Source organism: Mesorhizobium sp. M1E.F.Ca.ET.045.02.1.1 (genome assembly GCF_003952485.1).
Classification (GTDB): domain Bacteria; phylum Pseudomonadota; class Alphaproteobacteria; order Rhizobiales; family Rhizobiaceae; genus Mesorhizobium.
Map to the genome: position 1 here is coordinate 6,055,088 of NZ_CP034447.1, position 22,277 is coordinate 6,077,364.

The following is a 22,277-nucleotide window of genomic DNA, read 5'->3' on the forward strand; positions in this document are numbered from 1 at the left end:
GGAAAGAGAAACCGGGAGGCAGATGACCTGCCCCCCGGGATCACGTTTCGATCAGCGGATCGGCGGAGCGTATTGCAGGCCGCCCTTGGTCCACAGCGCGTTGATGCCGCGCGCGATCTTGAGCGGGCTGCCGGAGCCGACATTGCGCTCGAACATTTCGCCGTAGTTACCGACCGCCTTGACGATGTTGACGACCCAGTCATTGGAGACGCCGAGATCGGTGCCGATCTTGGTGTCGGCTTCCTGGCCGAGCACGCGCTTGACCTCGGGATTGTCCGAGTTCTTCATCTCGTCGACATTGGCCTTGGTGATACCGAGCTCCTCGGCGTCGAGCAGCGCGAAGTAGGTCCACTTGACGATGTGGTACCACTGATCGTCGCCCTGGCGCACGGCCGGGCCGAGCGGCTCCTTGGAGATGATCTCGGGCAGCACGACGTGATCGGCAGGCGAGCCCAGCGTCAGACGGATGCCATAGAGGCCCGACTGGTCGGTGGTGTAGACGTCGCAGCGGCCGGCGTCATAGGCGGCGTTGACCTCTTCCAGCTTCTCGAACACGACGGGGTTGTACTCCATCTTGTTCGACTTGAAGTAGTCGGCAAGGTTGAGCTCGGTCGTGGTGCCGGTCTGCACGCAAACGGCGGCGCCCGAAAGCTGCAGCGCCGAGTTCACGCCCGGCAGCTTCTTGGCGTTGATCATGAAGCCCTGGCCGTCATAGTAGGTGGTGCCGACGAAGTTCAGGCCGAGCGCGGTATCGCGGTTGATCGTCCAGGTGGTGTTGCGCGACAGGATGTCGACCTCGCCGGACTGCAGCGCGGTGAAGCGTTCCTTGGCGCTGAGCGGTGTGAACTTGACCTTGGTGCCGTCACCGAAGACGGCGGCCGCGACGGCGCGGCAGAAGTCGGCGTCGATGCCCTGCCATTCCCCCTTGTCGTCCGGCGCCGAGAAGCCGGCGAGACCGGTCGAGACGCCGCACTGGATAAAGCCCTTCTGCTTCACGGTATCCAGCGTGCCGGCCGAAGCTGCCGACGCCGTAAACCCGAGCGCGGCGGCGCCAAGAATGCCGATTGCGATGTGTTTCATGACCCACAGACCCTTTTCTGCTTTACAGGCGCCCCTGCTTCCCAGGCAGCCCTGATCTTTTTTCATGTGTGAATGCAGCTCCCACTTCGGCCCACTCCCGGACCCGCACCGTTGCCGGTGCACTGCCTCCCATTCACGAAACGCATCGAAGGCGATTATTCCTGTGAGGTCAAGGGAAATGACCGAATTGCGACACGTTTGAAAACCGATTGCCGGAAATGCCCGAATTGCAGTCAGAAGCGCCCGCGAATTGGTCAAAAGCTGCAACCGGAACCGGCAAGTCGGAGCCCACGGAAATTTTGAACGTTACGCTAATTCATGCCGGTAACTACTGTCGCCGGCGATGGAAGGACTGGCGCGATTCATGGCGAAGGGCGGGCGCGCCAAGGTGCCTTCGACGCAAGTCCACCGGAGGCGCGCAAAGGGCGCGATCGGTGAGCCGGCGAGCTTTTATTTGGCCCACCCAAACACCGACGCTTGGCGGGCTCGGAGCGGTTGCACGGGCCGCCACGCCGCACTATGGCTGAGCTCCAGACACACTACGACAGGCGACGAACCATGGCGACAGACGGCAGCAAGATCGGCATCAACACGCGGCTTGCCCATTCCGGCAACAACCCGCGCGACTATTTCGGCTTCGTCAATCCGCCGGTCGTGCATGCCTCGACAGTGCTATATCCCGACGCCGCCGCGATGGCATCGCGCAGCCAGAAATACACTTATGGCACGCGCGGCACGCCGACCATGGATGCGCTCACGCTGGCCGTCGACGCGCTGGAGGGTTCAGCCGGCACGATCGCGGTGCCATCCGGCCTTGCGGCGGTGACAATCCCCCTGCTCACTTTCGTCTCGGCTGGCGACCATCTGCTGATCGTCGATTCGGTCTATCATCCGACACGGAATTTCGCCGACACCATGCTGAAGCGCCTCGGTGTCGAGATCGAATATTACGATCCGCGCATCGGCGCCGGCATCGCCCAGCTGATCAAGCCCAACACCAAGGTGGTGTTCGCCGAATCGCCGGGATCGAACACCTATGAGGTGCAGGACATTCCGGCAATCGTAAAGGCCGCGCATGCGGCAGGCGCCATCGTCATGATGGACAACACCTGGGCGACGCCGCTCTTTTTCAAACCGCTCGACCATGGCGTCGACATCTCGATCCATGCGGCCACCAAATATCCGGCCGGCCATTCCGATGTGCTGCTCGGCACGGTGTCGGCCAACGAAACGCATTGGAAGGCGCTCTACGAAGGCTTCTGCACGCTGGGATGCTGTTCCGGGCCGGACGACGTCTACCAGGTGCTGCGCGGCCTGCGCACGATGGGGGTCAGGCTCGAGCATCACCAGAAGAGCGCACTCGACATCGCGCGCTGGCTGGAGGAGCAACCGGGCGTGGCGCAGGTGCTGCATCCGGCACTGGAAAGCCACCCGGATCACGCGCTGTGGAAGCGCGACTTCTGCGGCTCGAGCGGCATCTTCTCGATCGTGCTCAAGGGTGGCGGGCAAAAACAGCAGCACGCCTTCCTCGACGCATTGAAGATCTTCGGCCTCGGCTATTCCTGGGGCGGCTATGAGAGCCTTGCCGTGCCGGTCTTCCTGGGCGACCGCACCATAGCCAAGGGCTCCTATGCCGGTCCGCTCATCCGCCTGCAGATCGGGCTCGAGGACGTCGAGGACCTCAAGGCCGACATCCAGCGCGGGCTCAAAGCGGCAGCCGAAGTCTGAGCGGCGGGCATAGCGCCCGACCAGATCGGACAAGTCCGGGAACCTTTTGCCGGCAGGCGCATCCAATTCACGGATGAAACGCCTGTCCGGGAGATTGGGCGCGATTGAGAAAGCCGAGGCCGCTGGCGGTGTGGCGAACGCGTCGCCTCGCGCAATAATATTCTTCCCGGCCGCGAATATACGGATTGGTTTGGCTTCCAAATCCGTGGCTTCGGCGGCATTGCGAGCAGCGCAAATTCCAGCCATTTGATCCCAAGGGCCTGCCATGGCGTTCCGCCTCTTCGTTCCGATCCTTGCCGGCGCGACGCTCCGCGAACGACTGCTTGCCTGCATCGGCGCGACCATCGGCGTCGCGCTGACCGGCGTGATCAGCGGGCTCGCCATGGGGAGCGGCCCGCATGTGGCGCTGCTGGTGGCGCCGATGGGGGCTTCCGCCGTGCTGCTGTTCGCCGTGCCTTCGAGCCCGCTGGCGCAGCCTTGGTCGATCATCGGCGGCAATACGATTTCGGCGCTGGTCGGCGTCACGGTGGCGCATTTCGTGCATGACCCGGTGATCGCCTCCGGGCTGGCCGTGGCGCTCGCCATTGCCGCCATGTCGTTCACGCGCTCGCTGCATCCGCCGGGAGGCGCCGCGGCTCTCACCGGCGTGCTTGGCGGACCGGCCGTGGTCAGCGCAGGCTTTTTGTTTCCCTTCGTGCCGGTGGCGCTGAATTCGATCATATTGGTGACGCTCGGCTTGCTGTTCCACAAGCTGTCGCGGCGCAATTATCCGCATGTCCACGCGCCTGTGGCCAACAGCCACGGCACCGCCGACCGGCCGCCCACGACGCGCGTCGGCTTCCGGCCGGAGGATGTCGATGCTGCCCTTGCCGCGCTCGACGAGAGCTTCGACATCGACCGCGACGACATCGAAAGGCTGCTGCGTCAGGTCGAATTGCAGGCGACGGTGCGCTCGCACCGCACCCTGCTCTGCCGGGACATCATGTCCCGCGACGTGATCTCGGTGACGGAGAACGCCACCGCGGACGAGGCGCGAAAGCAGCTTCTCGACCACAATATCCGCATCTTGCCGGTGGTCGACGCCGAGGCAAGGCTGGCCGGCGCCGTCGGCCTGCGCGAGCTGACGAGACCGACCGACACGGTAAAGGGCGTGATGTCGAAGGCCGGCACCGCCTCGCCCGACACGCCGGCGATGAGCCTGCTGCCGGCGCTGACCGACGGGCACAGCCATGCGGTGGTGATCGTCGACGCCGGGCGGCATATTCTTGGCCTGATCACCCAGACCGATCTGCTCGCGGCGGCCGCACGCGTGGAGACCGCAGACAGGGCGGCGCTGAAAGCTGTAGCATAGCTCGGGAACCTTTTGCCGGCGAGCGCATCCAATTGCTGGATGCAACGCCTGTCCGGGAGATCGGGACACGATGAGGAAGCCCGCACTGCAAGCTGCCGCTATTGCCGCGGCCGATGATGGCGACATGGCGCTGGTGCGCCGCGCGCTTGCGCGGGAAGCGGATGCCTTCCGCGCAATCATCAAGACGCACAACCAGCGGCTCTACCGCATCGCGCGCGGCGTGGTGCGCAACGACGCCGAGGCCGAGGACATCGTGCAGGAGGCCTATTTGCGCGCCTTCGCCAGTCTTGATGCCTTTCGCGGCGATGCCTCTTTATCCACCTGGCTGTCGCGCATCACGATCAACGAGGCGCTCGGGCGGCTGCGCAAGAAGAAGCGCATGGTGGCGATGCCTGAAAACCCGGAGGCGCAGATCATCCGGTTTCCCCTGAACCCAAGTAACTTGAACCCTGGCGACGATCCGGAGCGGACGATGGCGCAGCGGCAGATCCTCGGGCTCGTCGAACGGGCGACCGACAGCCTTCCCGACGTCTATCGCAGCGTCTTCGTCGCCCGTGTCATCGAAGGCCTGAGCATCCAGGAGACCGCCGAGGTGCTCGGCATCAGGCCGGAGACGGTAAAGACCAGGCTGCACCGGGCGCGTGCGCTGGTGCGCAAGGCGCTGGACGACGAGATCGGCCCGGTGCTGCTCGACGCTTTTCCTTTCGCCGGCCGGCGGTGCGATAGGCTGACGCAGGCGGTGATGAAAAGGCTGGGGTTCGAGGGCTAGCGCGCGTCGCTATTCGCGAACGCCGAGGGACAGCACCCCCCTCTGTCCTGCCGGACATCTCCCCCGCAAGGGGGGAGATCGGATGTCGCGCCGGCTTTCGCTAATCTCCAACGCTGCAGGACGGGCGGGGCGCCGAAGCTGCCAATCTCCCCCCTTGCGGGGAGGATGTCCGGCAGGACAGAGGGGGGTGTGACGGAACTCGGCGTAGCAGTGCTCGCTCCCCGCAGAGAAAACGCCGGGAACGTTTCGCCTCTCCCCGCATCCAATGGCCGTCAACCCCAGATGAGCCCTGCAGATGTGCCGGGCGAAGGAGATGCCATGTTTATCCGACCGACCGCAGCCCTTGCGGCCTTCCTGCTTGCAGGCGCCGCGCCCTATGCGCGGGCCGCTGAGAAGCCCACCGACCCGCAGATCGCCCATATCGCCTATACGGCGGGCACGATCGACATCGAGGCCGCCAAGCTGGCGATCAAGAAATCGAGGACCAAGGAAGTCGTCGACTTCGCCAAGGACATGGAGCGCGACCACGAGGCGGTGAACAAGCAGGCCCTGGACCTGGTGAAGAAGCTGAAAGTCACGCCCGAGGACAACGCCACCAGCCAGGCGCTGGCGAAGGCCGCGAAGGAAGAGCGCGCCAAGCTGGCGAAGCTGAAAGGGGCTGCCTTCGACAAGGCCTATATCGAGAACGAGGTGGCCTATCACAAACAGGTCGACAGCGCGCTCGAAACGCTGCTCATCCCCTCGGCCAGCAATACCGAGCTGAAGAGCCTGCTCGAGACCGGCCTGAAAATCTTCCAGGGGCATGAGCAGCATGCCGAACATGTCGCCGGCGCGCTGAAATGAGGGCGAGCCTGCTGCCGCTCCTGGCCGCGCTGACGCTGGCGCTCGTCGCTTCGCCGGCGCTCGCCGCCACCATCGAGTTGACGATCGACAAGCTGGTCTTCTCGCCGGCGAGCGTCGAGGCCAAGGTCGGCGACACGATCGAGTGGACCAACAAGGACGTGATCGCCCACACCGCCACGGTGAAAGGCGGCTGGGAGGTGACGATCCCGCCGAAGTCGAAAGGCAGGATCACCCTCAAGCAAGCGGGAGCGGTCGATTATTTCTGCCGCTTCCACCCCAACATGAAGGGTCACCTGGAGGTTTCGCCCTGACCCGCCGCCCGGTCGGGCGAGGCGCGCCGCGCCTTGTCCAGCCGATGCGTCCATGAATTCTTCCCTTGGACTTAGAGCGGCCGCAAGGGAGCGGCTTTCGGCTTGTTTGTATATTCACTAGTCGGTATACTTCGTGGATGAGCGAAAAGGCCAATCCGACCAGAAAACGCCTCGTCGACGCTGCGGCGAAACTCTTTTATGCCGAAGGCATCGGCCGCGTCAGCGTCGATGCCGTGGCGGAAAAGGCGGGGCTGACCAAGCGCACGCTCTACTATCACTTCAAGAGCAAGGACGAGCTGATCACGGCCTATCTCGACAGCCGCGACCAGCCGAACCTCAAGCAGATGGCCGGCTGGTTCGAGGCCGCGGAAGGCGGCGCGGACAAGAAGGTCGTGGCGATCTTCACCCATCTGGCGCGCGTGGCGCGGCACGTCAAATGGAAGGGCTGCGGCTTCCTGCGCACGGCCGCCGAGCTCGCCGCGATGCCCGGCCATCCGGCGGTGAAGGCCGGCTCCCGCCATAAGAGCAATTTCGAGAAATGGCTGGCGGGCGAGCTTTCGAGCCATGGCGTGCGCGAACCGAAGATGCTGGCGCGCGAGATCGTGCTGCTGATGGACGGCGCCTTTTCCAGCATGCTGATCCACCACAATCCCGACTACATCACCGCCGCCGGCCACGCCGCCGCGACGCTGGTGCGGGCGCGGATGGCGCAGAGGGCGTAGATCCCGGCTTCGAACCGGCCGGCGAAACGCGGCCGCATCCCCCTTCGCCGCAACCTGGCGCCCCCCGGCTGCGCCGGAAACCATGAAGGAGGCTTGGCCGGCTCGGCGCGGGCGGGTTGTTCCAGCGCCTTGGACCAAAGAGCTGGGACGAGAATTAGGGCCAGCCGGCCTGACTTGGGTGGTGCAATGCAGGAAGCGGATGGTCATTATAAGGAGAGTCTTTATAACGGTCGATCTGATCACGACCACCAAGGGGAGACGATGCGTTACATACGTCCGCTTTCAATAGAAGATGCCGTTGGCGAGCTCGCCAAGGCGGTTGGCCCGGCAGCCATCCTTGCCGGCGGCAGCGACCTTCTCGTGAGGATGAAGGGTGGTTTCATCGAGCCCGAGCTGATCGTCGACATCAAGGCGATTAACGGCCTGAGCGATATCCAGGAAACGGCCGACGGCTTCAGGATCGGCGCCGCGGTGCCTTGCGCGGTGCTGGGCGAGAACGCGGCGCTGAAGAAGGCATGGCCGGGCGTCGTCGAGGCGGCCAAGCTGATCGGCTCGAAGCAGGTGCAGGGACGCTGCACCATCGTCGGCAATCTCTGTAACGCCTCGCCCGCCGCCGACAGCGTGCCGGCGCTGGTGGCAGCCGGCGCCAAGGCCGTGGTTGCCGGGCCGAACGGCAAGCGCACCATTGCCGTGGAGGCCGTGCCGACCGGGCCTGGCCGTACCTCGCTCGCCAAGGGCGAGATCGTCGAGGCGATCCTGCTCGACAAGCGCCCGCCGCATGCGGGCGACGCCTATCAGCGCTTCATTCCGCGCACCGAGATGGACATCGCGGTTGTGAGCGCCGGCGTGAACCTGACGCTCGATGAGGCGGGCATCATCAAGGCGGCCCGCGTGGCGCTGGGCGCCGCGGCGCCGACGGTGCTGCTCGTCGAGGAGGCGGCGCAGGTTCTCGTCGGTTCGAAGCCGGACGAACAGACGCTGGAGCGGCTGGCAAAAGTCTGCTCGGGCGCCTGCCGTCCCATCGACGACAAGCGGGGCACCATCGAATTCAGACGAAAAGTCGCGGGCGTGCTGGCGAAACGGGTCGCCGCCACCGCTTATGAGCGTGCAGGAGGCAAATGATGGCCGGTGTAGCGGTTTCAACGACAATCAATGGCGATCACGTCGAGTATCTCTGCCAGCCCGACGAGACGCTGCTCGAAGTGCTGCGCGACCGGCTGGGGCTCACCGGCGCCAAGGAAGGCTGCGGCACCGGCGACTGCGGCGCCTGCAGCGTCATCCTCGACAACCGGCTGGTGTGCTCCTGCCTGGTGCTCGGCGCGGAAGCGGAAGGCCGGCAGGTCGAGACCATCGAGGGTATGGCGCACGGCGACCAACTGCACCCGCTGCAGCAGAAGTTCCTGGAGCATGCGGCGCTGCAATGCGGCATCTGCACCCCCGGCTTCCTGATCGCCGCCAAGGACCTTCTGGCGAAGAACCCCTCGCCTACCGAGGAGGAAATCCGCTTCGGGCTGGCCGGCAACCTCTGCCGCTGCACCGGCTATGACAAGATCGTGCGCGCCGTCCAGGACGCGGCAAACGTGATGAAGGGAGCCTGAGATGAATTTCGATCCGCGCTATTCGGGACGCAGTTTCTCTTCGGTCGGCACGCGCCCCATCCGCCCCGACGGCGTCGACAAGGTGACGGGACGCGCGCGCTACGGCGCCGACTTCAACATGGCCGGGCAGCTCGTGGGCCGCATCCTGCGCAGCCCGCACGCCCATGCCGTCATCAGGAAGATCGACACCTCGAAGGCGGAAAAACTCGCCGGCGTGAAGGCGGTGATCACGGCGAAAGACCTGCCCGACCTCACCGACGGCGATGCCGCGATGTACGACATCCTCGACAACTCGATGGCGCGCACCAAGGCGCTCTATGACGGCCATGCGGTGGCCGCGGTCGCCGCGATCGACGCCCGCACCGCGAGACAGGCGCTGAAGCTGATCGAGGTCGACTATGAGGTGCTGCCGCATGTGACCGATGTCGACGAGGCGATGAAGCACCACGCGCCGCTCATCAACGACGCCATCTTCACCGAGGGGCTGGAGGAAAAGCCCGTAAAACCGTCCAACGTCACCAAGCGCACGCAATACGGCCATGGCGACGTCCATCAGGGTTTCGCCCAAGCCGATTTCGTCGTCGAGCGCTCCTTCAAGACCGAGCAGACGCATCAGGGCTATATCGAGCCGCATGCCTGCGTAGCGAGCGTCAACCCGGATGGCACCGCGGAGCTGTGGGTCTGCACGCAAGGGCATTTCGTCTACCGCCAGCATTGCGCCCAGTTGCTCGGCATGGAAGCCTCGAAGCTGCGCGTCACCTCCTCCGAGATCGGCGGCGGCTTCGGCGGTAAGACCCATGTCTGGGCCGAGCCGGTGGCGCTCGCCTTGTCGCGCAAGGCCGGCCGGCCGGTGAAGCTGGTGATGACCCGCGACGAGGTTTTTCGCGCCTCGGGTCCGACCAGCGCCACCTCGATCGACGTCAAGATCGGCGCGAAGAAGGACGGCACGATCACTGCGGCCGAAGCGACGCTGCGCTATAGCTGCGGCCCCTATGCCGGCATGTGGGCCGAGATCGGCGCCATGACGGCGTTCGCCTGCTACAAGCTCGAGAACGTCAAGACCGTCGGCTACGAGGTGCTGGTCAACCGGCCGAAGACGGCGGCCTATCGCGCGCCCTCGGCGCCGATGGCGGCGTTCGCGGTGGAAAGCGCGGTCGACGAGCTCGCCAAGGAGATCGGCATGGATCCGGTCGATTTCCGCATCAAGAACGCGGCCCAGGAAGGCACCCGCGCCTCCTACGGCCCGGTCTACGGCCCGATCGGCATCGGCCCGACGCTGGAAGCGGTGAAGAACCATCCGCACATGAAGGCGCCGCTCGGCCTCAACCAGGGGCGCGGCATGGCCTGCGGCTTCTGGTTCAACTTCGGCGGCCAGACCTGCACCGACCTCAACATCGGCATGGACGGCTCGGTCTCGCTCGCGGTCGGCACCGTGGACGTCGGCGGCTCGCGCGCGTCACTGTCGCTGGTGGCGGCGGAGGAGCTCGGCATCGACTACAGCCACGTCAAGGCGATCGTCGCCGACACCTCCAGCCTCGGTTACAACGACATGACCGACGGCAGCCGCGGCACCTTCTCGTCCTCGATGGCGACCATCTCGGCCGCCCGCAACGCCATCAAGGTGCTGCGCGAGCGCGCGGCGCAGATGTGGGACATTCCGGTCGACGACGTCGCCTGGGAAAAGGGCCATGCGGTCGCCAAGGGCGAGAAGCACGGTAATCTGGGAAAACTGTCGCTGAAGGAGATCGCGGCTTCCTCCGGCAAGACCGGCGGGCCGATCGCCGGCCACAGCGAGCTCGTCGCCGACGGCGCCGGCGTGTCCTTCGCCACCCATATCTGCGACATCGAGGTCGACCCCGAGACCGGCTCGACCAGGGTGCTGCGCTACACGGTGGTGCAGGACGCCGGCAAGGCGGTGCACCCGACCTATGTCGAGGGCCAGTACCAGGGCGGTGCCGCGCAAGGCATCGGCTGGGCGCTCAACGAGGAGTATATCTACGGCAAGGACGGGCGGCTGCAGAACCCCGGCTTCCTCGACTACCGCATCCCGGTGTGCTCCGACCTGCCGATGATCGACACGCAGATCCTGGAGATTCCCAACCCCAACCACCCCTACGGGGTGCGCGGCGTCGGCGAGACCTCGATCGTGCCGCCGCTGGCGGCGATCGCCAATGCGGTGTCGAACGCTGTCGGCGTGCGCATGACGCACATCCCGATGTCGCCGCCGCGCATCCTGGCGGCGCTCGAGGCCGAACGGGAAGGCTGATGCTGAAAAACGCGAAGCGATTTTCAGCTACGGTCCAATGAGGATCTGAGGCTAATGGTCGAAGTCACGCTCTGGGGCTCGCTCGGCGCCGCCGCCGGAGGCCAGAGCAAGCTCGACATCGAGGCTAAGGACATAAGGGAGCTGTTCCGGAAACTTTCGGAACAGTATCCCGCCTTCGAACCCCTGATCGATCGCGGCATAGCGGTCGCGATCGACGGGACGATCTATCGCGATACATGGTCGAAAGAGCTGCCGCCTGGGGCGGAGATTTTCCTGCTGCCGAGATTGGCGGGGGGGTGATGTAGGGAAGCGGCGGATAAAGTGTAGCACAGTCAGACTTTCGCACTTAACCTATGCATTTGCCATTTTCACTAAATAAACGGCTTTGACAAACCTCGCAAGGTACCTTTCAAGACTAATATTGATTCGATTTCAAGGATCAGCGTTTTGAAACATCCAGTACACCCGTGGAGCAATCTGGCTGGCCCACCAGTTCGTAGCTCTCCTGCGATCGGGCCTGACGACCGCAACCGCAGAGACTACAGCGGATTCATAAAACTACGACTTGCTCATAGCAAAGGAAGAACCTATCTCATCCCAGACGTACTAATTGGGGTCAGTGAACTTCGGTTTTTCTTGCCAAGCTTTTTCTCGCCACCGCTCATCGCGTTTAACGTCGAGGATGATCGGCATATTGCCGATTTCAGCTTGGACATTGGCCCACCTCGCGCTTCCAATTTTGCAAGGCTCTTGGTGAGAGTCCGGTCTGAGGATCGAGTTTTGAACTACGAAGACGGAGCCCAACTCTATCGGTGTACGTTTGATGGGCCGAAAAGACTTGCAAGCTTGGCGACAGGGCTCTGTCGACGGACACCAGACGGCGATTTCGCGCTTAGACTATATCATCACACTAATCGGGCCGCGGCTGCGAACATCAGGAGGACCAACGAACTTTGGTCATCACAATGGAATTTAGCAGGCACGCGCAATCTGCTCAACGTCGCTTATGGCTATTTCACGCCCTTGACCAATATAAATAACGAGCAAGACCTTCGCCGGATAGCGATGTCCTCCGATGAATTCATCAATTTTCAGACGACATCGAGCAGTACTAGAGAGAAGGTCCTGTCTCTAAAAGTCTATCGAGGAAGCACGACGGACAGAGTAGCTACTATTGGCTTCGACTTGCAATGCGCAGTAGTAGCACCTAACCATCTATACTTTCATCCGAACGTTGGCACAAACCCAGCCTACTATGAAGTGGTAGGACCCGAAATTGTGCGAGTCGGCGTTCGACCATCCGCCAAACTTCTCATTTCCGGGTCAAACATTGAGATCGAAAAGGCAGATCTCAAACGCTTTGAATATGTTATTTTGGGTGATACTGGGACGCTCGATGGGTTGGCGGCTCCTTACAACGAGGAAGAAACAAAAGAAGTTGCTATCCTGGAAAAGCTTAACGCACGCAATGACTTTTTTCAATTTTGGTGGACAAATCAGAATACCGACCAGGTCACAGGTCGATCATTTGAGCACCGTGAAATCGATAGCAAATAACATATGATGGTTGCCGCGCTGTTTAGCGCGGTCGAAAGTGCGCTCTTCTTCATCAGTTGCGACTTTGGCGCGCCGGTGCAGTTGGAGATTCATAGTTGCCTAGGAATTGATCGCATCGAGGCGATCAAAACCAGGCGACCCGTAGATGCGTATCTCGTGTCCTTCAAATGCGGGCCGTATATCGGCCACACCCAATGTAAGAAAGCTTTGGTTGATCTCCCGTTCGAAGTCAGCCTGAAACTGCTGCTCAAGACCGTCGCCCGTTGCAGCGTAGCTTTCGATGATTCGAGGGTCGCCAAGTGCAAAGTGTTTTTGCGGACCTGTCGCATCCTCACGGATCACCGGCCGCTCCACAATCGCGAAAAAAGTCGCTGAACCCACTGTCACCTGCGCGGAATAGAGCAGCCGTTCCGCGCCTACTGGAACCCTCTCAACATCGGTAAATTCAAGAGTGCAGGCTACTCCTCTGACGGCAGCAATCTCTTGAAAGCGGCCCAACTCTGCCGAAGCTCGCACCACATCTGCAATTGAGAGTTCAACATCGTCCGTGGAGAGCGAACGAAGGAACTCCAGAACCGGGTAGAGCTGGTGCCAGCGACCGTCCGCAGCTTTTCGCGCTCGACCTCCGTAGATGCGCCTGCCCCCGGCCCAAATTTGCATGTCCGTGTCACTGCTTGTGACAAGCGTCAATAATCGGACGTGCGCCACCAACGCACCTAAACTTCGGCGCTCTTCGATTGTGATTTTGCTGTTGAATTGAACGCCGTTGTCGCTGGTTGACCAAACTAGGTCCAAGAACTCAGAGCTGAAGCGTGCATAACCTCTCGGAAAGGTCGTAAACGCCGCCTTCCCCGGTATCACAATCGGGGTGTCTTTATTCTTTGCCCGAATTCTGATCTGGCAACTATACCAAGTTGCGGGCGATGCCGTTAGGGTCGCGGTGCCGGCGAGCAATTGGCCACGTTTGTCTGGCAGTCCAAACCGCTTCGGAACAAACTCGAAATTTTGTATTTGCACCTCACCAATACCCAGAAAAACTTTGGCAACTTCGTCCGCGTTTTCAACTTGGAAACTGAATTTAATTGAAGCGTGACCTTCCTCATATCCAACTGACCGAAAGATGTTTAGCTTCTTACTTTGATAGTCGACACCGACCGCTATGATCGTCTGCTCAATCCATTGGACCAGGTCTTCGGTATGGTCGTCGCTACCATCGAATGAAATCGCGAGCGTTCTTTTGTGAAGCTTTTCGCCCGCTAGATCTGCCAGGCGTATCGCCTTCAAGCTTTCCGTTATCAGATCGCCCCAAATGTGACGCGCATATATTCGTCGTTCACCCGACGCAGGTCGATGGAAAAGAACGATGAACCAAGGATGGCCCTGTTGGGCCATTCGGCGAGCGTTCGACAAGGTGATTGACGTGCTGCGATAGCGACCAATCGTCGATTTTATTTGTGCATATGCAGAAAGACCAGCTGGTTGTGCCTCCGCCGGCACGAAGTTTGGGTCCGGCGGAAATTCAACGAGGCAGTCCCAGCCTGTCTCATCCTCGTTGACGACCTGTGGATACACGCCAGCATTTGCGCAAATAGTGGCGAACTCATATTCGCTGGCTTTATCAACGCGAGGCTTTCTCCCCATTCCCTTACTCCAATACTGCCGATCACACTGCGGAGAACCGCTCAACTAAGGTGAGACAGGAAAGAATATGATTCCGGCCCAATCGACTCTAGTGATCCTAAGTGCTCATTCCTACGTGTTAGGAGACCTATTTTCCTGTAGGTTCACTGTTTCTTCCAACGTTAACCTTTCAAGAGTGAGAAACGTTAGTGTAGACATGCTTCGCCTCGATCGCCTGCGCGACCAGTTTGCCTTCGGTTTTGGATCTACACCGAGAATAGTTGAGCAATCTCTCGAAATAGAACAGAACCTTTCCGCAGGTATGACGCCAGGCCTCTATCGCATCGCGAGGGTAACCCTTTCGGTTGACGGCGATGGGGAAGACGTCGACCCCCAACAATTTAGCGTTACCTTCCCCCCTACCGTTATTTTTCAAATACGGTCTGCAATTGAAATCCCTGCTTCTCCAGAAACAATCGCAAAGCGGGCAGAGGCCATAATTTTCCGGCGGTCTTTGCTCGCTCGAAAGCCACATATCGTTAGCCCTCTGGAAGAATCGGATGAAGGACTACGTTTCCTGGTCCGCGTATTCGGTGTCGGTTGCCTGATTCACCAATCCCAACAGCTAGAGGGCTTTTCCATATTTCCGCTTGGAGTTGGACTTTCACATCGCGACATGTGGGAGATTGTAAACGGCTTCCTCGAAAGCGACGGATCTGAGCCGCTACCCTTTATTGAGACCACCGAACAATCATTTCAGGCGTCAACTCCGATATTCGTTATCTCATACGAACAAGTGGTCGCCGACAACGTCGACGCAGCGTTCAAATACTGCGCGCAGCACGCTCAACGTGTCTTCAGCATACTGGGTATAGACCGAGGGCAAAAGCCTAGAGCGTTCGCCTATGTGGTTGCTCAGTATGATACGAATCGGTGGTGGCATGAGTTCGTTTTTCCCGGCTACAGGGGCAATTTTGCTGTTGACTTCAATCCAGTTGAAACTGGCAATTTGATAGAGAGATTGCTCCCAAGACTGGAGACGAGTCCATTTTCTCGACTGATTGTCGCCACCTATGCGGATGCTACCGCAGAACCCGAATACGGATTTGCGGTTTTGCGCTTTTGGTCAGTGATGGAACTTGTCGCGGAACATAGCATTCCAGGCGGCAAACCAGTCCATCACCCAGATGGATCGCCAATTCTGAAGGCGAACGGAAAAGCCGAAACCACGAACAGCAAACATGGCAGGGTTTACGAATACATCCTAGCGGGTGGCACCTATGAAATGTTTGGGAACTACGTTGAAGAGGGCGTCCAAAAAACGTTGTACATAGGGGGTTCTACAAGCACCAGTGCCCAATCGGCCACCGAAGCTATCGCCCTGTGGGATATGGTTCGCGCCGTCTACGCAGTCAGGAATTCAATCGCACACGAAGGCCAGTTTGATATTGCTAAGGCGCAGGCGGGCGACGAGTATGAGCGGTTAGCAGTCCGCCTCATGACCGGCGCACAAGGAGTGACGCCCTTGGAATATATCAAGTGGCAGGCACGGCGCGCCATTTGGCGAGAGATTTAGCCACCGCCAAAGGATCGTACCATCCCGCAATCGCTGCTCAACCAACACCTGCGAAGAGCCTTCGCCGCCCCCTAAGCCCCCAGCGTCGGCTCCGTATTCACCTCCAGCGCCTCCTCCGCCTCGTCCTCCTCGCCAAGCACATCGCCCTTCACCGCCAGCGGGCGGCCTATCCAGATCGGGTCGACCAGGTGGTCGCGCTTGGGGTTGGTGGTGTTCGGGTGGATGAGGATGCTCAGGCCGCCGTGGTTCAGCATCAGCCACGGAACCAGCGTCGCGAAGATCTCGTTGGCGAACGAGACCTGGTACATCGCCTGCTGATGCGGGCCGACCGGCTCGTCGCGCCAGTTGCCCAGGCGCACGCGGAAACGTTCGCCGATGCGCAGGCGCAGCCATTCGGCCTGCTGCCGCTCGGCCGGCCCGTCATAGTAGATATGGGCGTGATAGCTGGCAATCTCCGCGATCGGCCTTGGACTGACTTCGTTCACCTCAATCCCCCCTTCGATGACATAGCGCCCGGCAGAAGCTTACCCGAAGCGCGGACGCTTTGTCTGTAGGGGGTGCAGGGCAATCGCATATGGCAGCGCTGCCCCCTCTCCGTCCGCTGCGCGGCCACCTCTCCCCCATTTCATGGGGGCGAGGAAACGCTAATCGCTGACGTCGCGGCCTTGAGAGCCTGGGTTCCTCGCCCCCACAAAGTGGGGGAGAGGTGGCTCGGCGAAGCCGAGACGGAGAGGGGGGCGCCATATGCGATTGCCCTGCCACCCGACGGGCCCCTCGATCCTGTCCTTCAGCAGTCGAGGCCGTCGACCCCTTACCTCCTCAGCCCAATGCTCATGCCGCTGAGATCGGCGTTAACCTGCAGGCCCACCTGCCTGCCGGTGAGCTCGAGCTCGGCGCCCTTGTCGTTGGTCATGACGATCACCTGGGCGCCTCTGCCGAGCGCGCCGCCGCCGCCCGCCGCGCCGTACACGCCGGTCACGTCGCTGGCGCGGCGAATGTGGCGCACCTTGCCCTTGAAGTAGGTCTTGGAGGCGCCGAAGGCGAGGCCGCCCGAAATGCCGCCGATCGAGATGGGATAGTTGCGGCCGTGGAAGGTCAGCGTGCCCTCACCGCCGGAGCCGCCGATGAAGAAGGCCGCCTTGTAGACTGCGAAGCGGATCGTGCCGCTGTCGGCATGCGCGGCGCCGGCGAAGCCGACGCACGCGGCGGCGATGGCGGCAACCGCGACTGAACGAAACCTGGACGAAATCTTCATGATGAGAACTCCTCGAGATCGCCGCCCAGCCCAGCCGGCCCGGGCATGTCGGCATCGTATCAAACACATAGCTGAACAGTTCTAGACCGTCATTGGTTCCAGGCACGCGGCGCTGAATCAGCCGCCGGACGGCCGCCACGAAACGGGCATCGCCCTGCCCCATCTAACGCCGCCCGCCGCCGCGTCCGCTCGAACCCCACAAGGCGCGCGTGATGAGGTTGCGCTTCGCCTTGCGCGGGATCAGATCGACATCGCTGACCAGCTTCGCCCCGCCCTCGCGGCGCTCCAGCGTGATCTTGCGGCTGTGGAAAGCTTCGAGCTCTGCACGGTGCGCCACGCTGATGATGGTGACCTTCGGCAGCTCGCGGACCACTGTCCGCATCATCTTATCCTGGCTCTTCTCGTCGAGCGCCGAGGTCGCTTCGTCGAGCACGACGATATCGGGGCTGTGCAGCAACAGGCGCGCGAAGGCGAGGCGCTGCTTTTCGCCGCCCGACAGCGTCTGGTCCCAGGGCGCCTCTTCCTTGAGCCTGTCCTTCAAATAGTCGAGGCCGACCTTGTCGAGGGCGGCGTTGATCTCCTTGATTGTCCAGTTGTCTGCGGCGGCGGGATAGGCGACGGCGCGGCGCAGCGTGCCCGAGGGGATGTAGGGGCGCTGCGGCAGCATGAACAATCGCCTGCCGGCGTGGAAATCGACGCTGCCGCTGCCCCACGGCCACAGGCCCGCGACGGCCCGCACCAGCGTCGATTTGCCCGAACCGGATTCGCCGGCCACCAGCACCCGCTCGCCTGGCTCGATCTCGACCTCGGTTTCCTTGACCACGGAGGTGCCGTCGTCGAGCGTGACGGAGAGATTGTCGAGGCTGAGCATGGCGCCGTTCGCCGTCTCGCCGTGCTGGATGCGTCCGAAGGCCTCGCTCTCTTCCGCGCGCTCCAGCCCGTCGAGCGACATCATCAGCGAAGCGATGCGGCGCGCCGAGGCGTTCCAGTCGGCAAGGCGCGGATAGTTGTCGACCAGCCAGCCGAACGCGCCCTGCACGATGCCGAAGGCGGAGGCCGCCTGCATGACCTGGCCGAGCGACATCGAGCCTTCGAGGAATTTTGGCGCGCACAGCAGGATCGGCACGACCGGCGCGAACAGGCTCGACCCTTGCGAGACCAGCGCCGTGCGCATGTGCTGGCCGGTCAGCAGCGCCCATTGCCTCAGCACATGGCCGAAACTCCTGTCGATGCCGCTGCGCTCCTCCTCCTCGCCGCCGAGCAGCGCGATGCTCTCGCCGTTTTCGCGCACGCGCGTCAGCACGTAGCGGAGTTCGGCTTCAGCCTGGTTCTTGTCCTCGGAGAGTTTCACGAAATGGCGGCCGATGACCGCCATCGAGGTGGAGGTGATGGCGGCATAGATGACCGCGGCGGTGACGAGGAAGCCGGGAATGGTGAGGCTCAAGCCGCCGAGCGTGAAGCTCAGCGCCCCGCCGATCGTCCACAGCACGACGATGAAGGTCGAGGCCGACAGGAACGCGTTGAGGACGCCGGCGATGAAGTCGACGGGCGATTCCGTGGCGATGCGCAAATCCTCCGTGAGGCGGGCTTCAGGATTGGTGTGATCGCCTTTGACGAGGTTCAACTGATAGTAGCGGCCGTTGGCGAGCCAGCGGGCGATGACCGACGTGGTGAGCCACGAGCGCCAGCGGCGCTGGATCGTCATGCGCATATAAACCTGCGTGACGACAAGGCTTGCGCTGCCGGCCACCAGCGGCAGGAAGATGGCGATCAGGAAGTAAACGGTGCCGGCATTGCGTTGCTCGAGGGCGTCGAAGATCGAGCGGTTCCAGACATTGATCCCGTACTGGAAGCCGATATTGACGACGATCAGCATCAACACGCCGATCGTGAACGGCCATGCGCGCCGGTCGCCGCTGCGTCCCCAGTAGCCGCGCGCGCTGATCCAGAAACGCCGCAGCAGATATTTCTTGCGCGCCTGCTCGGCCTCCTCATGCGTCAGCTCGGGATCAGGCTCGACGGATTCCGGCGGCGGCGGCGCGGGTTCGCCGACGGCCTCCGGCGTGGCTTCGGCAGGCGGTCCCTTCGCGTCGCTTGATTTCTCTGGACTCGGCTTTTCCGGAGGGCTCGACTTTTTCGGGCGCGGCTTTTCTTCGCGCGTTTTCTCTTCGCGCGACTTCTCCTGGCGCGACGTCCCCACATCGTTTGGTTTGGCGCCGGTCGCCTTCGGTTTGGATTTGGTCTCTGACATCAGGCCGACAACGGCCTGAAAATCAGAAAGTTTCACCGTCTCCGCGCGGCAGCGAGTCATCCACTCGGTCGGCAATCGCATAGGGCAGCGCCGGCCCCCGCTCCGTCTCGGCTCCGCCGAGCCACCTCTCCCCCATTTCATGGGGGCGAGGAACCCAAGGTCTGCGAGGTCGCGACTCTGGCGATTGGCGTTTCCTCGCCCCCACAACGTGGGGGAGAGGTGGCTCGACGAAGTCGAGACGGAGAGGGGGAGCACCCTATGCGATTTTGGCTCTCCGCCTTGTCACCTCACCCGCTAAAACCCCGGCGCGCGGCGGCCATGCCTTCCCACATCAGCTTGATGCCGAGCGCGCCGACCACGGCGCCGGCGGCGCGGTCGATCCAGTGCTTGGTGCTGAGATAGGCCGAGCGCGGCCGGCTGGCGGAAAAGGCGAAGGCGACGACCGCGTACCAGACGAATTCGTTGAGGAAGAGCAGCGGCGGCAGCACGAAGAGCATCCACAGCGGCGGCGAGGCCGGCAGCATGGCCGCGAACATCGAGGCGTAGAAGATCGCGGTCTTGGGGTTGGCGAGCTGCACCAGAAGCGCGCGGCGCAGCGCCCGCCAGAACGAGCCGGCGCGCGCCGATGCATCGCTGGCGATCTCGATCGGCTCGTTGGCGCCGCGCCAGATCTTGATGCCGATCCACAACAGATAGGCGCCGCCGGCGATGCGCAGAAAAATGTCCAGCCAGGCGACCTGCACGAGCAGCGCGGTCAGGCCCGCGACCGCGATGGTGGCGAAGATGAAGCCTCCGATGCCCATGCCGATCGCCGCCGCCAGGCCGTCGGTGCGCTCGCCGGCAACCGCGATGCGCGAGACGACGACGAAGCTCGGCCCGGGGCTCATCGCGCCGAGCAGGAAAACGCCAAGGATGGAAAGGATGGTTGCAATCTCGGACAAGGCTCTTCTCCCAGGTCGATGTCGGTTGCCGCGCAAGCAATGCACGCGCAAAGCGGATTGTCACCACCCTGGCAAGCCGATCCGTTCGGCCAGCACGGCGCCAAGGATCGTGCTCCAAGCCCCGACGTCACGGCGAAAAGCAGTTCGTGGAGCCCGTTCCATGGGCTATAATGCGGTGCTGTTGTGAAGCATTGAGGTGCTGGCATGCCGGGCTGGCTCGTATCGGTTGTCCCCATGAATGTCTCTTCCGCTGTCGGAGGGACATCGTGAACGTCCTGATCATCTATGGAACGACCGAAGGGCAGACGGAGAAAATTTCCGCACGGACGGCAGCGCATATCCGCGAACGCGGGCACCAGGTCGAGCTTGTGGATAGCGCAGAGCTCACATCCGATTTGAAGCTCGGACACTTCGACGCGTTCGTCATTGCAGCCTCGGTCCACCAAGAGCACCACCAGGAAACCGTCACGAACTTGGTGTTTGCACATCACGAAGCGCTGAACGCCAAGCCTTCGGCCTTCATATCCGTCAGTCTCTCGGCGGCGCTGGAAGACCAAAAGGCGGAAGCTCAAAAATACGTGGATCGCTTCGTCGCCGTGACAGGGTGGCAGCCAGGCATGACCCTCCTCCTTGGGGGTGCCTTGCGCTTCACCAAGTACGATTTCTTTCAGGAGCAGTTCGTCAAATTCGTCGTCATGAAGAGCGGCGATCCGGTCTCCGAGCGCGATCACGAATTCACTGACTGGAACGCACTCGCCAACTTCGCCGATCGATTTCTCGATCTGGCTAAACAAGGAGGTGCTTGAGTCCGGCGCAGCCGGCATCGGCGCACCCTTCGCCTTGCTTGCCGGCGTGGCGCATGGAACATGGCCAATCCTTACAAATTCGAAAGTCCGACCCGCTGCCCACCAGGTCTTGACGAAGACTGGTGCGCCTGTTTGAGACTTAAAGCGCGTCGCGCTGAAGCGGAGCCAGGCGACGCGCTTTAAGTCTTTGTTTTGATGCATGTCGTTCCCCCAAAACCGCTGCGCACTTTTGGGCGACATGCATTAGGGGTAAATGAGGCACTTGCTCCATGGGGAGATGAGCAAGCGGTGGGCAAGCTGTGAAGCGCGTTTTTCGATTGCTTGCCGCTGTGATCATGGCGTCCGGCGTGACCGGGTGCACCAGCATTTCGTACTACGCGCAGTCGTTGGAGGGCCATGTTGAGATCATGGCGGCGCGCAGAAATGTCGGGAAGCTGATCCGTGATCCTTCGACGCCGGAGGCATTGCGCGCCAAGTTGACGTCGGCGAGCGTCATACGCCGCTTTGCCACGGACGAGTTGACGCTGCCCGACAACAGCAGCTACCGCAGCTATGTCGACGTCGGCCGGGACTCTGTGACCTTTGCCGTTTTTGCCGCGCCGCAATTCTCGCTTACGCCAATAACATGGTGCTTTCCGGTCTTCGGCTGCGTTCCGTACCGGGGTTACTTTTCCCGGAAATCCGCAGCCGAAAGCGCTGTCGGACTGCAGCGACAGGGGCTGGACGTCTATGTCTCAGGCGTCACCGCGTATTCCACGCTGGGCTGGTTCAGCGACCCGCTGCTCAGCACCATGCTGCGTCAGGACGACACCTATCTCGCAAGCCTTGTTTTCCACGAGCTGGCGCATCAGAAAATCTATGTGAACAATGACTCCGCGTTCAATGAGGCTTTCGCGGTTGCCGTCGAAACCACCGGCGTGAGGAAATGGCTGCGCGCCACCGGCAATCGCGCCGGATTGCGCCGCTACGAGGCCAATCGCAAGCGCAGTGCCGATTTTCTCGGTCTGATAGCGAAAACCCGGGACGAGTTGAGGCAGGTCTATGGAAGTCCCCGTGCCCCGGACCAGATGGCGGCTGCCAAGGCAGCCACAATCGACAGGCTGCGGATGCGCTACCGGCAAATGCGCGATAGGCGATGGGCCGGATACCGCAGATACGATGCCTGGTTCGATGCCCCGATCAACAACGCAAAGCTCGCCGCCACTGCTGTCTACGGCGAACGGGTTCCGGCGTTTCTTCGCCTGTTCGATTTGTGTTCCGGCGACTATCCAAGATTCTATGCTTCCGTTCGACGGATCGCGGCCTTGCCCGAACCTTCCCGTGCGCAGGCCTTGAAGACCGCGGCGACATGTAATTGAGTTTGACGGACAAGGCGGCCCGCGCAGCCCGGCCCTGAGCGATGCCGGCTCGGGCAGCCAATCACATGGGGCGCTCCCCCTCTCCGTCTCGGCTTCGCCGAGCCACCCCTCTCCCCCACCTTCGGCGGGGGCGAGGAAACGCTAATCGCCGAAGGCCGTGACCTTGGCAATCTTGGGTTCCTCGCCCCATGAAATGGGGGAGAGGTGGTTCGGCGCGCAGCGCCGAGACGGAGCGGGGGCAGCGC

Annotated in this window: 20 protein-coding genes; 14 read left to right on the top strand and 6 right to left on the bottom strand. The window is 62.1% G+C overall.

The genetic code is table 11. The features are described from left to right. Window positions 1-51 precede the first annotated feature (51 nt). Window positions 52-1,080, bottom strand: a complete 1,029-nt coding sequence (locus EJ070_RS29295) for an amino acid ABC transporter substrate-binding protein (protein WP_126094475.1) — start codon at window positions 1,078-1,080, stop codon at window positions 52-54. A 558-nt stretch (window positions 1,081-1,638) separates the two neighbouring features. Here EJ070_RS29295 and EJ070_RS29300 point away from each other — a divergent pair. From EJ070_RS29300 to EJ070_RS29350, 11 genes are all read left to right on the top strand, one after another. Continuing rightward, window positions 1,639-2,808 (top strand): cystathionine beta-lyase, encoded by a 1,170-nt coding sequence (locus tag EJ070_RS29300; RefSeq protein ID WP_126094476.1) that lies wholly within the window; start codon window positions 1,639-1,641, stop codon window positions 2,806-2,808. A 265-nt stretch (window positions 2,809-3,073) separates the two neighbouring features. Then, window positions 3,074-4,159, top strand: a complete 1,086-nt coding sequence (locus tag EJ070_RS29305) for an HPP family protein (RefSeq protein WP_126094477.1) — start codon at window positions 3,074-3,076, stop codon at window positions 4,157-4,159. Window positions 4,160-4,229: 70 nt separating this feature from the next. Next, complete coding sequence (locus EJ070_RS29310) at window positions 4,230-4,928, top strand: RNA polymerase sigma factor (RefSeq protein ID WP_126094478.1); 699 nt, start codon at window positions 4,230-4,232, stop codon at window positions 4,926-4,928. 318 nt (window positions 4,929-5,246) lie between these two features. Beyond that, window positions 5,247-5,771, top strand: coding sequence for a DUF4142 domain-containing protein (locus EJ070_RS29315; protein ID WP_126094479.1), 525 nt, complete (start codon window positions 5,247-5,249; stop codon window positions 5,769-5,771). Further along, the gene (locus EJ070_RS29320; protein ID WP_126094480.1) at window positions 5,768-6,082 is read left to right on the top strand and encodes a cupredoxin family copper-binding protein; all 315 of its coding nucleotides are present in this window, start codon (window positions 5,768-5,770) and stop codon (window positions 6,080-6,082) included. Before EJ070_RS29315 ends, EJ070_RS29320 begins: the two co-directional genes overlap by 4 nt. Window positions 6,083-6,219: 137 nt before the next feature. Next, complete coding sequence (locus EJ070_RS29325; RefSeq protein WP_126094481.1) at window positions 6,220-6,804, top strand: TetR/AcrR family transcriptional regulator; 585 nt, start codon at window positions 6,220-6,222, stop codon at window positions 6,802-6,804. Between the two features lie 261 nt (window positions 6,805-7,065). Next, complete coding sequence (locus EJ070_RS29330) at window positions 7,066-7,926, top strand: xanthine dehydrogenase family protein subunit M (RefSeq protein ID WP_126094482.1); 861 nt, start codon at window positions 7,066-7,068, stop codon at window positions 7,924-7,926. Next, a complete protein-coding gene (locus EJ070_RS29335; RefSeq protein ID WP_126094483.1) occupies window positions 7,926-8,402 on the top strand; it encodes a (2Fe-2S)-binding protein in 477 nt (158 codons plus the stop codon). Before EJ070_RS29330 ends, EJ070_RS29335 begins: the two co-directional genes overlap by 1 nt. Window position 8,403: 1 nt before the next feature. Then, window positions 8,404-10,668, top strand: a complete 2,265-nt coding sequence (locus tag EJ070_RS29340) for a xanthine dehydrogenase family protein molybdopterin-binding subunit (RefSeq protein ID WP_126094484.1) — start codon at window positions 8,404-8,406, stop codon at window positions 10,666-10,668. A 54-nt stretch (window positions 10,669-10,722) separates the two neighbouring features. Next, window positions 10,723-10,968, top strand: a complete 246-nt coding sequence (locus EJ070_RS29345) for a MoaD/ThiS family protein (protein WP_126094485.1) — start codon at window positions 10,723-10,725, stop codon at window positions 10,966-10,968. A 480-nt stretch (window positions 10,969-11,448) separates the two neighbouring features. Continuing rightward, window positions 11,449-12,225: a hypothetical protein gene (locus tag EJ070_RS29350; protein WP_126094486.1), complete on the top strand. Its 777-nt coding sequence runs from the start codon at window positions 11,449-11,451 to the stop codon at window positions 12,223-12,225. Window positions 12,226-12,324: 99 nt separating this feature from the next. On the opposite strand, the gene EJ070_RS29355 is transcribed toward EJ070_RS29350, so the two are convergent. Beyond that, entirely contained in the window at window positions 12,325-13,866 is a 1,542-nt protein-coding gene (locus tag EJ070_RS29355) for a hypothetical protein (RefSeq protein WP_126094487.1), read from the bottom strand. Window positions 13,867-14,062: 196 nt separating this feature from the next. On the opposite strand from EJ070_RS29355, the gene EJ070_RS29360 reads away from it, so the two are divergent. Beyond that, window positions 14,063-15,421, top strand: a complete 1,359-nt coding sequence (locus EJ070_RS29360; protein WP_126094488.1) for a hypothetical protein — start codon at window positions 14,063-14,065, stop codon at window positions 15,419-15,421. A gap of 71 nt (window positions 15,422-15,492) precedes the next feature. On the opposite strand, the gene EJ070_RS29365 is transcribed toward EJ070_RS29360, so the two are convergent. From EJ070_RS29365 to EJ070_RS29380, 4 genes are all read right to left on the bottom strand, one after another. Then, window positions 15,493-15,906: a DOPA 4,5-dioxygenase family protein gene (locus tag EJ070_RS29365; RefSeq protein WP_126094489.1), complete on the bottom strand. Its 414-nt coding sequence runs from the start codon at window positions 15,904-15,906 to the stop codon at window positions 15,493-15,495. Between the two features lie 326 nt (window positions 15,907-16,232). After that, window positions 16,233-16,676 carry a hypothetical protein gene (locus tag EJ070_RS29370; RefSeq protein ID WP_126094490.1) on the bottom strand — a complete coding sequence of 148 codons (444 nt, stop codon included), beginning with the start codon at window positions 16,674-16,676 and terminating at the stop codon, window positions 16,233-16,235. A gap of 163 nt (window positions 16,677-16,839) precedes the next feature. Continuing rightward, window positions 16,840-18,927 carry an ABC transporter ATP-binding protein/permease gene (locus tag EJ070_RS29375; RefSeq protein ID WP_126095949.1) on the bottom strand — a complete coding sequence of 696 codons (2,088 nt, stop codon included), beginning with the start codon at window positions 18,925-18,927 and terminating at the stop codon, window positions 16,840-16,842. A 287-nt stretch (window positions 18,928-19,214) separates the two neighbouring features. Continuing rightward, the gene (locus EJ070_RS29380; protein WP_189350721.1) at window positions 19,215-19,814 is read right to left on the bottom strand and encodes a LysE family transporter; all 600 of its coding nucleotides are present in this window, start codon (window positions 19,812-19,814) and stop codon (window positions 19,215-19,217) included. Window positions 19,815-20,134: 320 nt separating this feature from the next. Between EJ070_RS29380 and EJ070_RS29385 the strand changes: the two genes are divergently transcribed. Continuing rightward, window positions 20,135-20,674 carry a flavodoxin domain-containing protein gene (locus tag EJ070_RS29385; RefSeq protein WP_126094492.1) on the top strand — a complete coding sequence of 180 codons (540 nt, stop codon included), beginning with the start codon at window positions 20,135-20,137 and terminating at the stop codon, window positions 20,672-20,674. Between the two features lie 335 nt (window positions 20,675-21,009). After that, entirely contained in the window at window positions 21,010-22,032 is a 1,023-nt protein-coding gene (locus EJ070_RS29395) for an aminopeptidase (RefSeq protein WP_126095950.1), read from the top strand. Window positions 22,033-22,277: the final 245 nt, after the last annotated feature.

Bases quoted from the DNA above. Each gene is read 5' to 3' on its own strand.
- EJ070_RS29295 (WP_126094475.1), bottom strand. From the start codon at position 1,080: ATGAAACACATCGCAATCGGCATTCTTGGCGCCGCCGCGCTCGGGTTT.
- EJ070_RS29300 (WP_126094476.1), top strand. From the start codon at position 1,639: ATGGCGACAGACGGCAGCAAGATCGGCATCAACACGCGGCTTGCCCAT.
- EJ070_RS29305 (WP_126094477.1), top strand. From the start codon at position 3,074: ATGGCGTTCCGCCTCTTCGTTCCGATCCTTGCCGGCGCGACGCTCCGC.
- EJ070_RS29310 (WP_126094478.1), top strand. From the start codon at position 4,230: ATGAGGAAGCCCGCACTGCAAGCTGCCGCTATTGCCGCGGCCGATGAT.
- EJ070_RS29315 (WP_126094479.1), top strand. From the start codon at position 5,247: ATGTTTATCCGACCGACCGCAGCCCTTGCGGCCTTCCTGCTTGCAGGC.
- EJ070_RS29320 (WP_126094480.1), top strand. From the start codon at position 5,768: ATGAGGGCGAGCCTGCTGCCGCTCCTGGCCGCGCTGACGCTGGCGCTC.
- EJ070_RS29325 (WP_126094481.1), top strand. From the start codon at position 6,220: ATGAGCGAAAAGGCCAATCCGACCAGAAAACGCCTCGTCGACGCTGCG.
- EJ070_RS29330 (WP_126094482.1), top strand. From the start codon at position 7,066: ATGCGTTACATACGTCCGCTTTCAATAGAAGATGCCGTTGGCGAGCTC.
- EJ070_RS29335 (WP_126094483.1), top strand. From the start codon at position 7,926: ATGGCCGGTGTAGCGGTTTCAACGACAATCAATGGCGATCACGTCGAG.
- EJ070_RS29340 (WP_126094484.1), top strand. From the start codon at position 8,404: ATGAATTTCGATCCGCGCTATTCGGGACGCAGTTTCTCTTCGGTCGGC.
- EJ070_RS29345 (WP_126094485.1), top strand. From the start codon at position 10,723: ATGGTCGAAGTCACGCTCTGGGGCTCGCTCGGCGCCGCCGCCGGAGGC.
- EJ070_RS29355 (WP_126094487.1), bottom strand. From the start codon at position 13,866: ATGGGGAGAAAGCCTCGCGTTGATAAAGCCAGCGAATATGAGTTCGCC.
- EJ070_RS29360 (WP_126094488.1), top strand. From the start codon at position 14,063: ATGCTTCGCCTCGATCGCCTGCGCGACCAGTTTGCCTTCGGTTTTGGA.
- EJ070_RS29370 (WP_126094490.1), bottom strand. From the start codon at position 16,676: ATGAAGATTTCGTCCAGGTTTCGTTCAGTCGCGGTTGCCGCCATCGCC.
- EJ070_RS29375 (WP_126095949.1), bottom strand. From the start codon at position 18,927: ATGTCAGAGACCAAATCCAAACCGAAGGCGACCGGCGCCAAACCAAAC.
- EJ070_RS29380 (WP_189350721.1), bottom strand. From the start codon at position 19,814: ATGAGCCCCGGGCCGAGCTTCGTCGTCGTCTCGCGCATCGCGGTTGCC.
- EJ070_RS29395 (WP_126095950.1), top strand. From the start codon at position 21,010: ATGGCGTCCGGCGTGACCGGGTGCACCAGCATTTCGTACTACGCGCAG.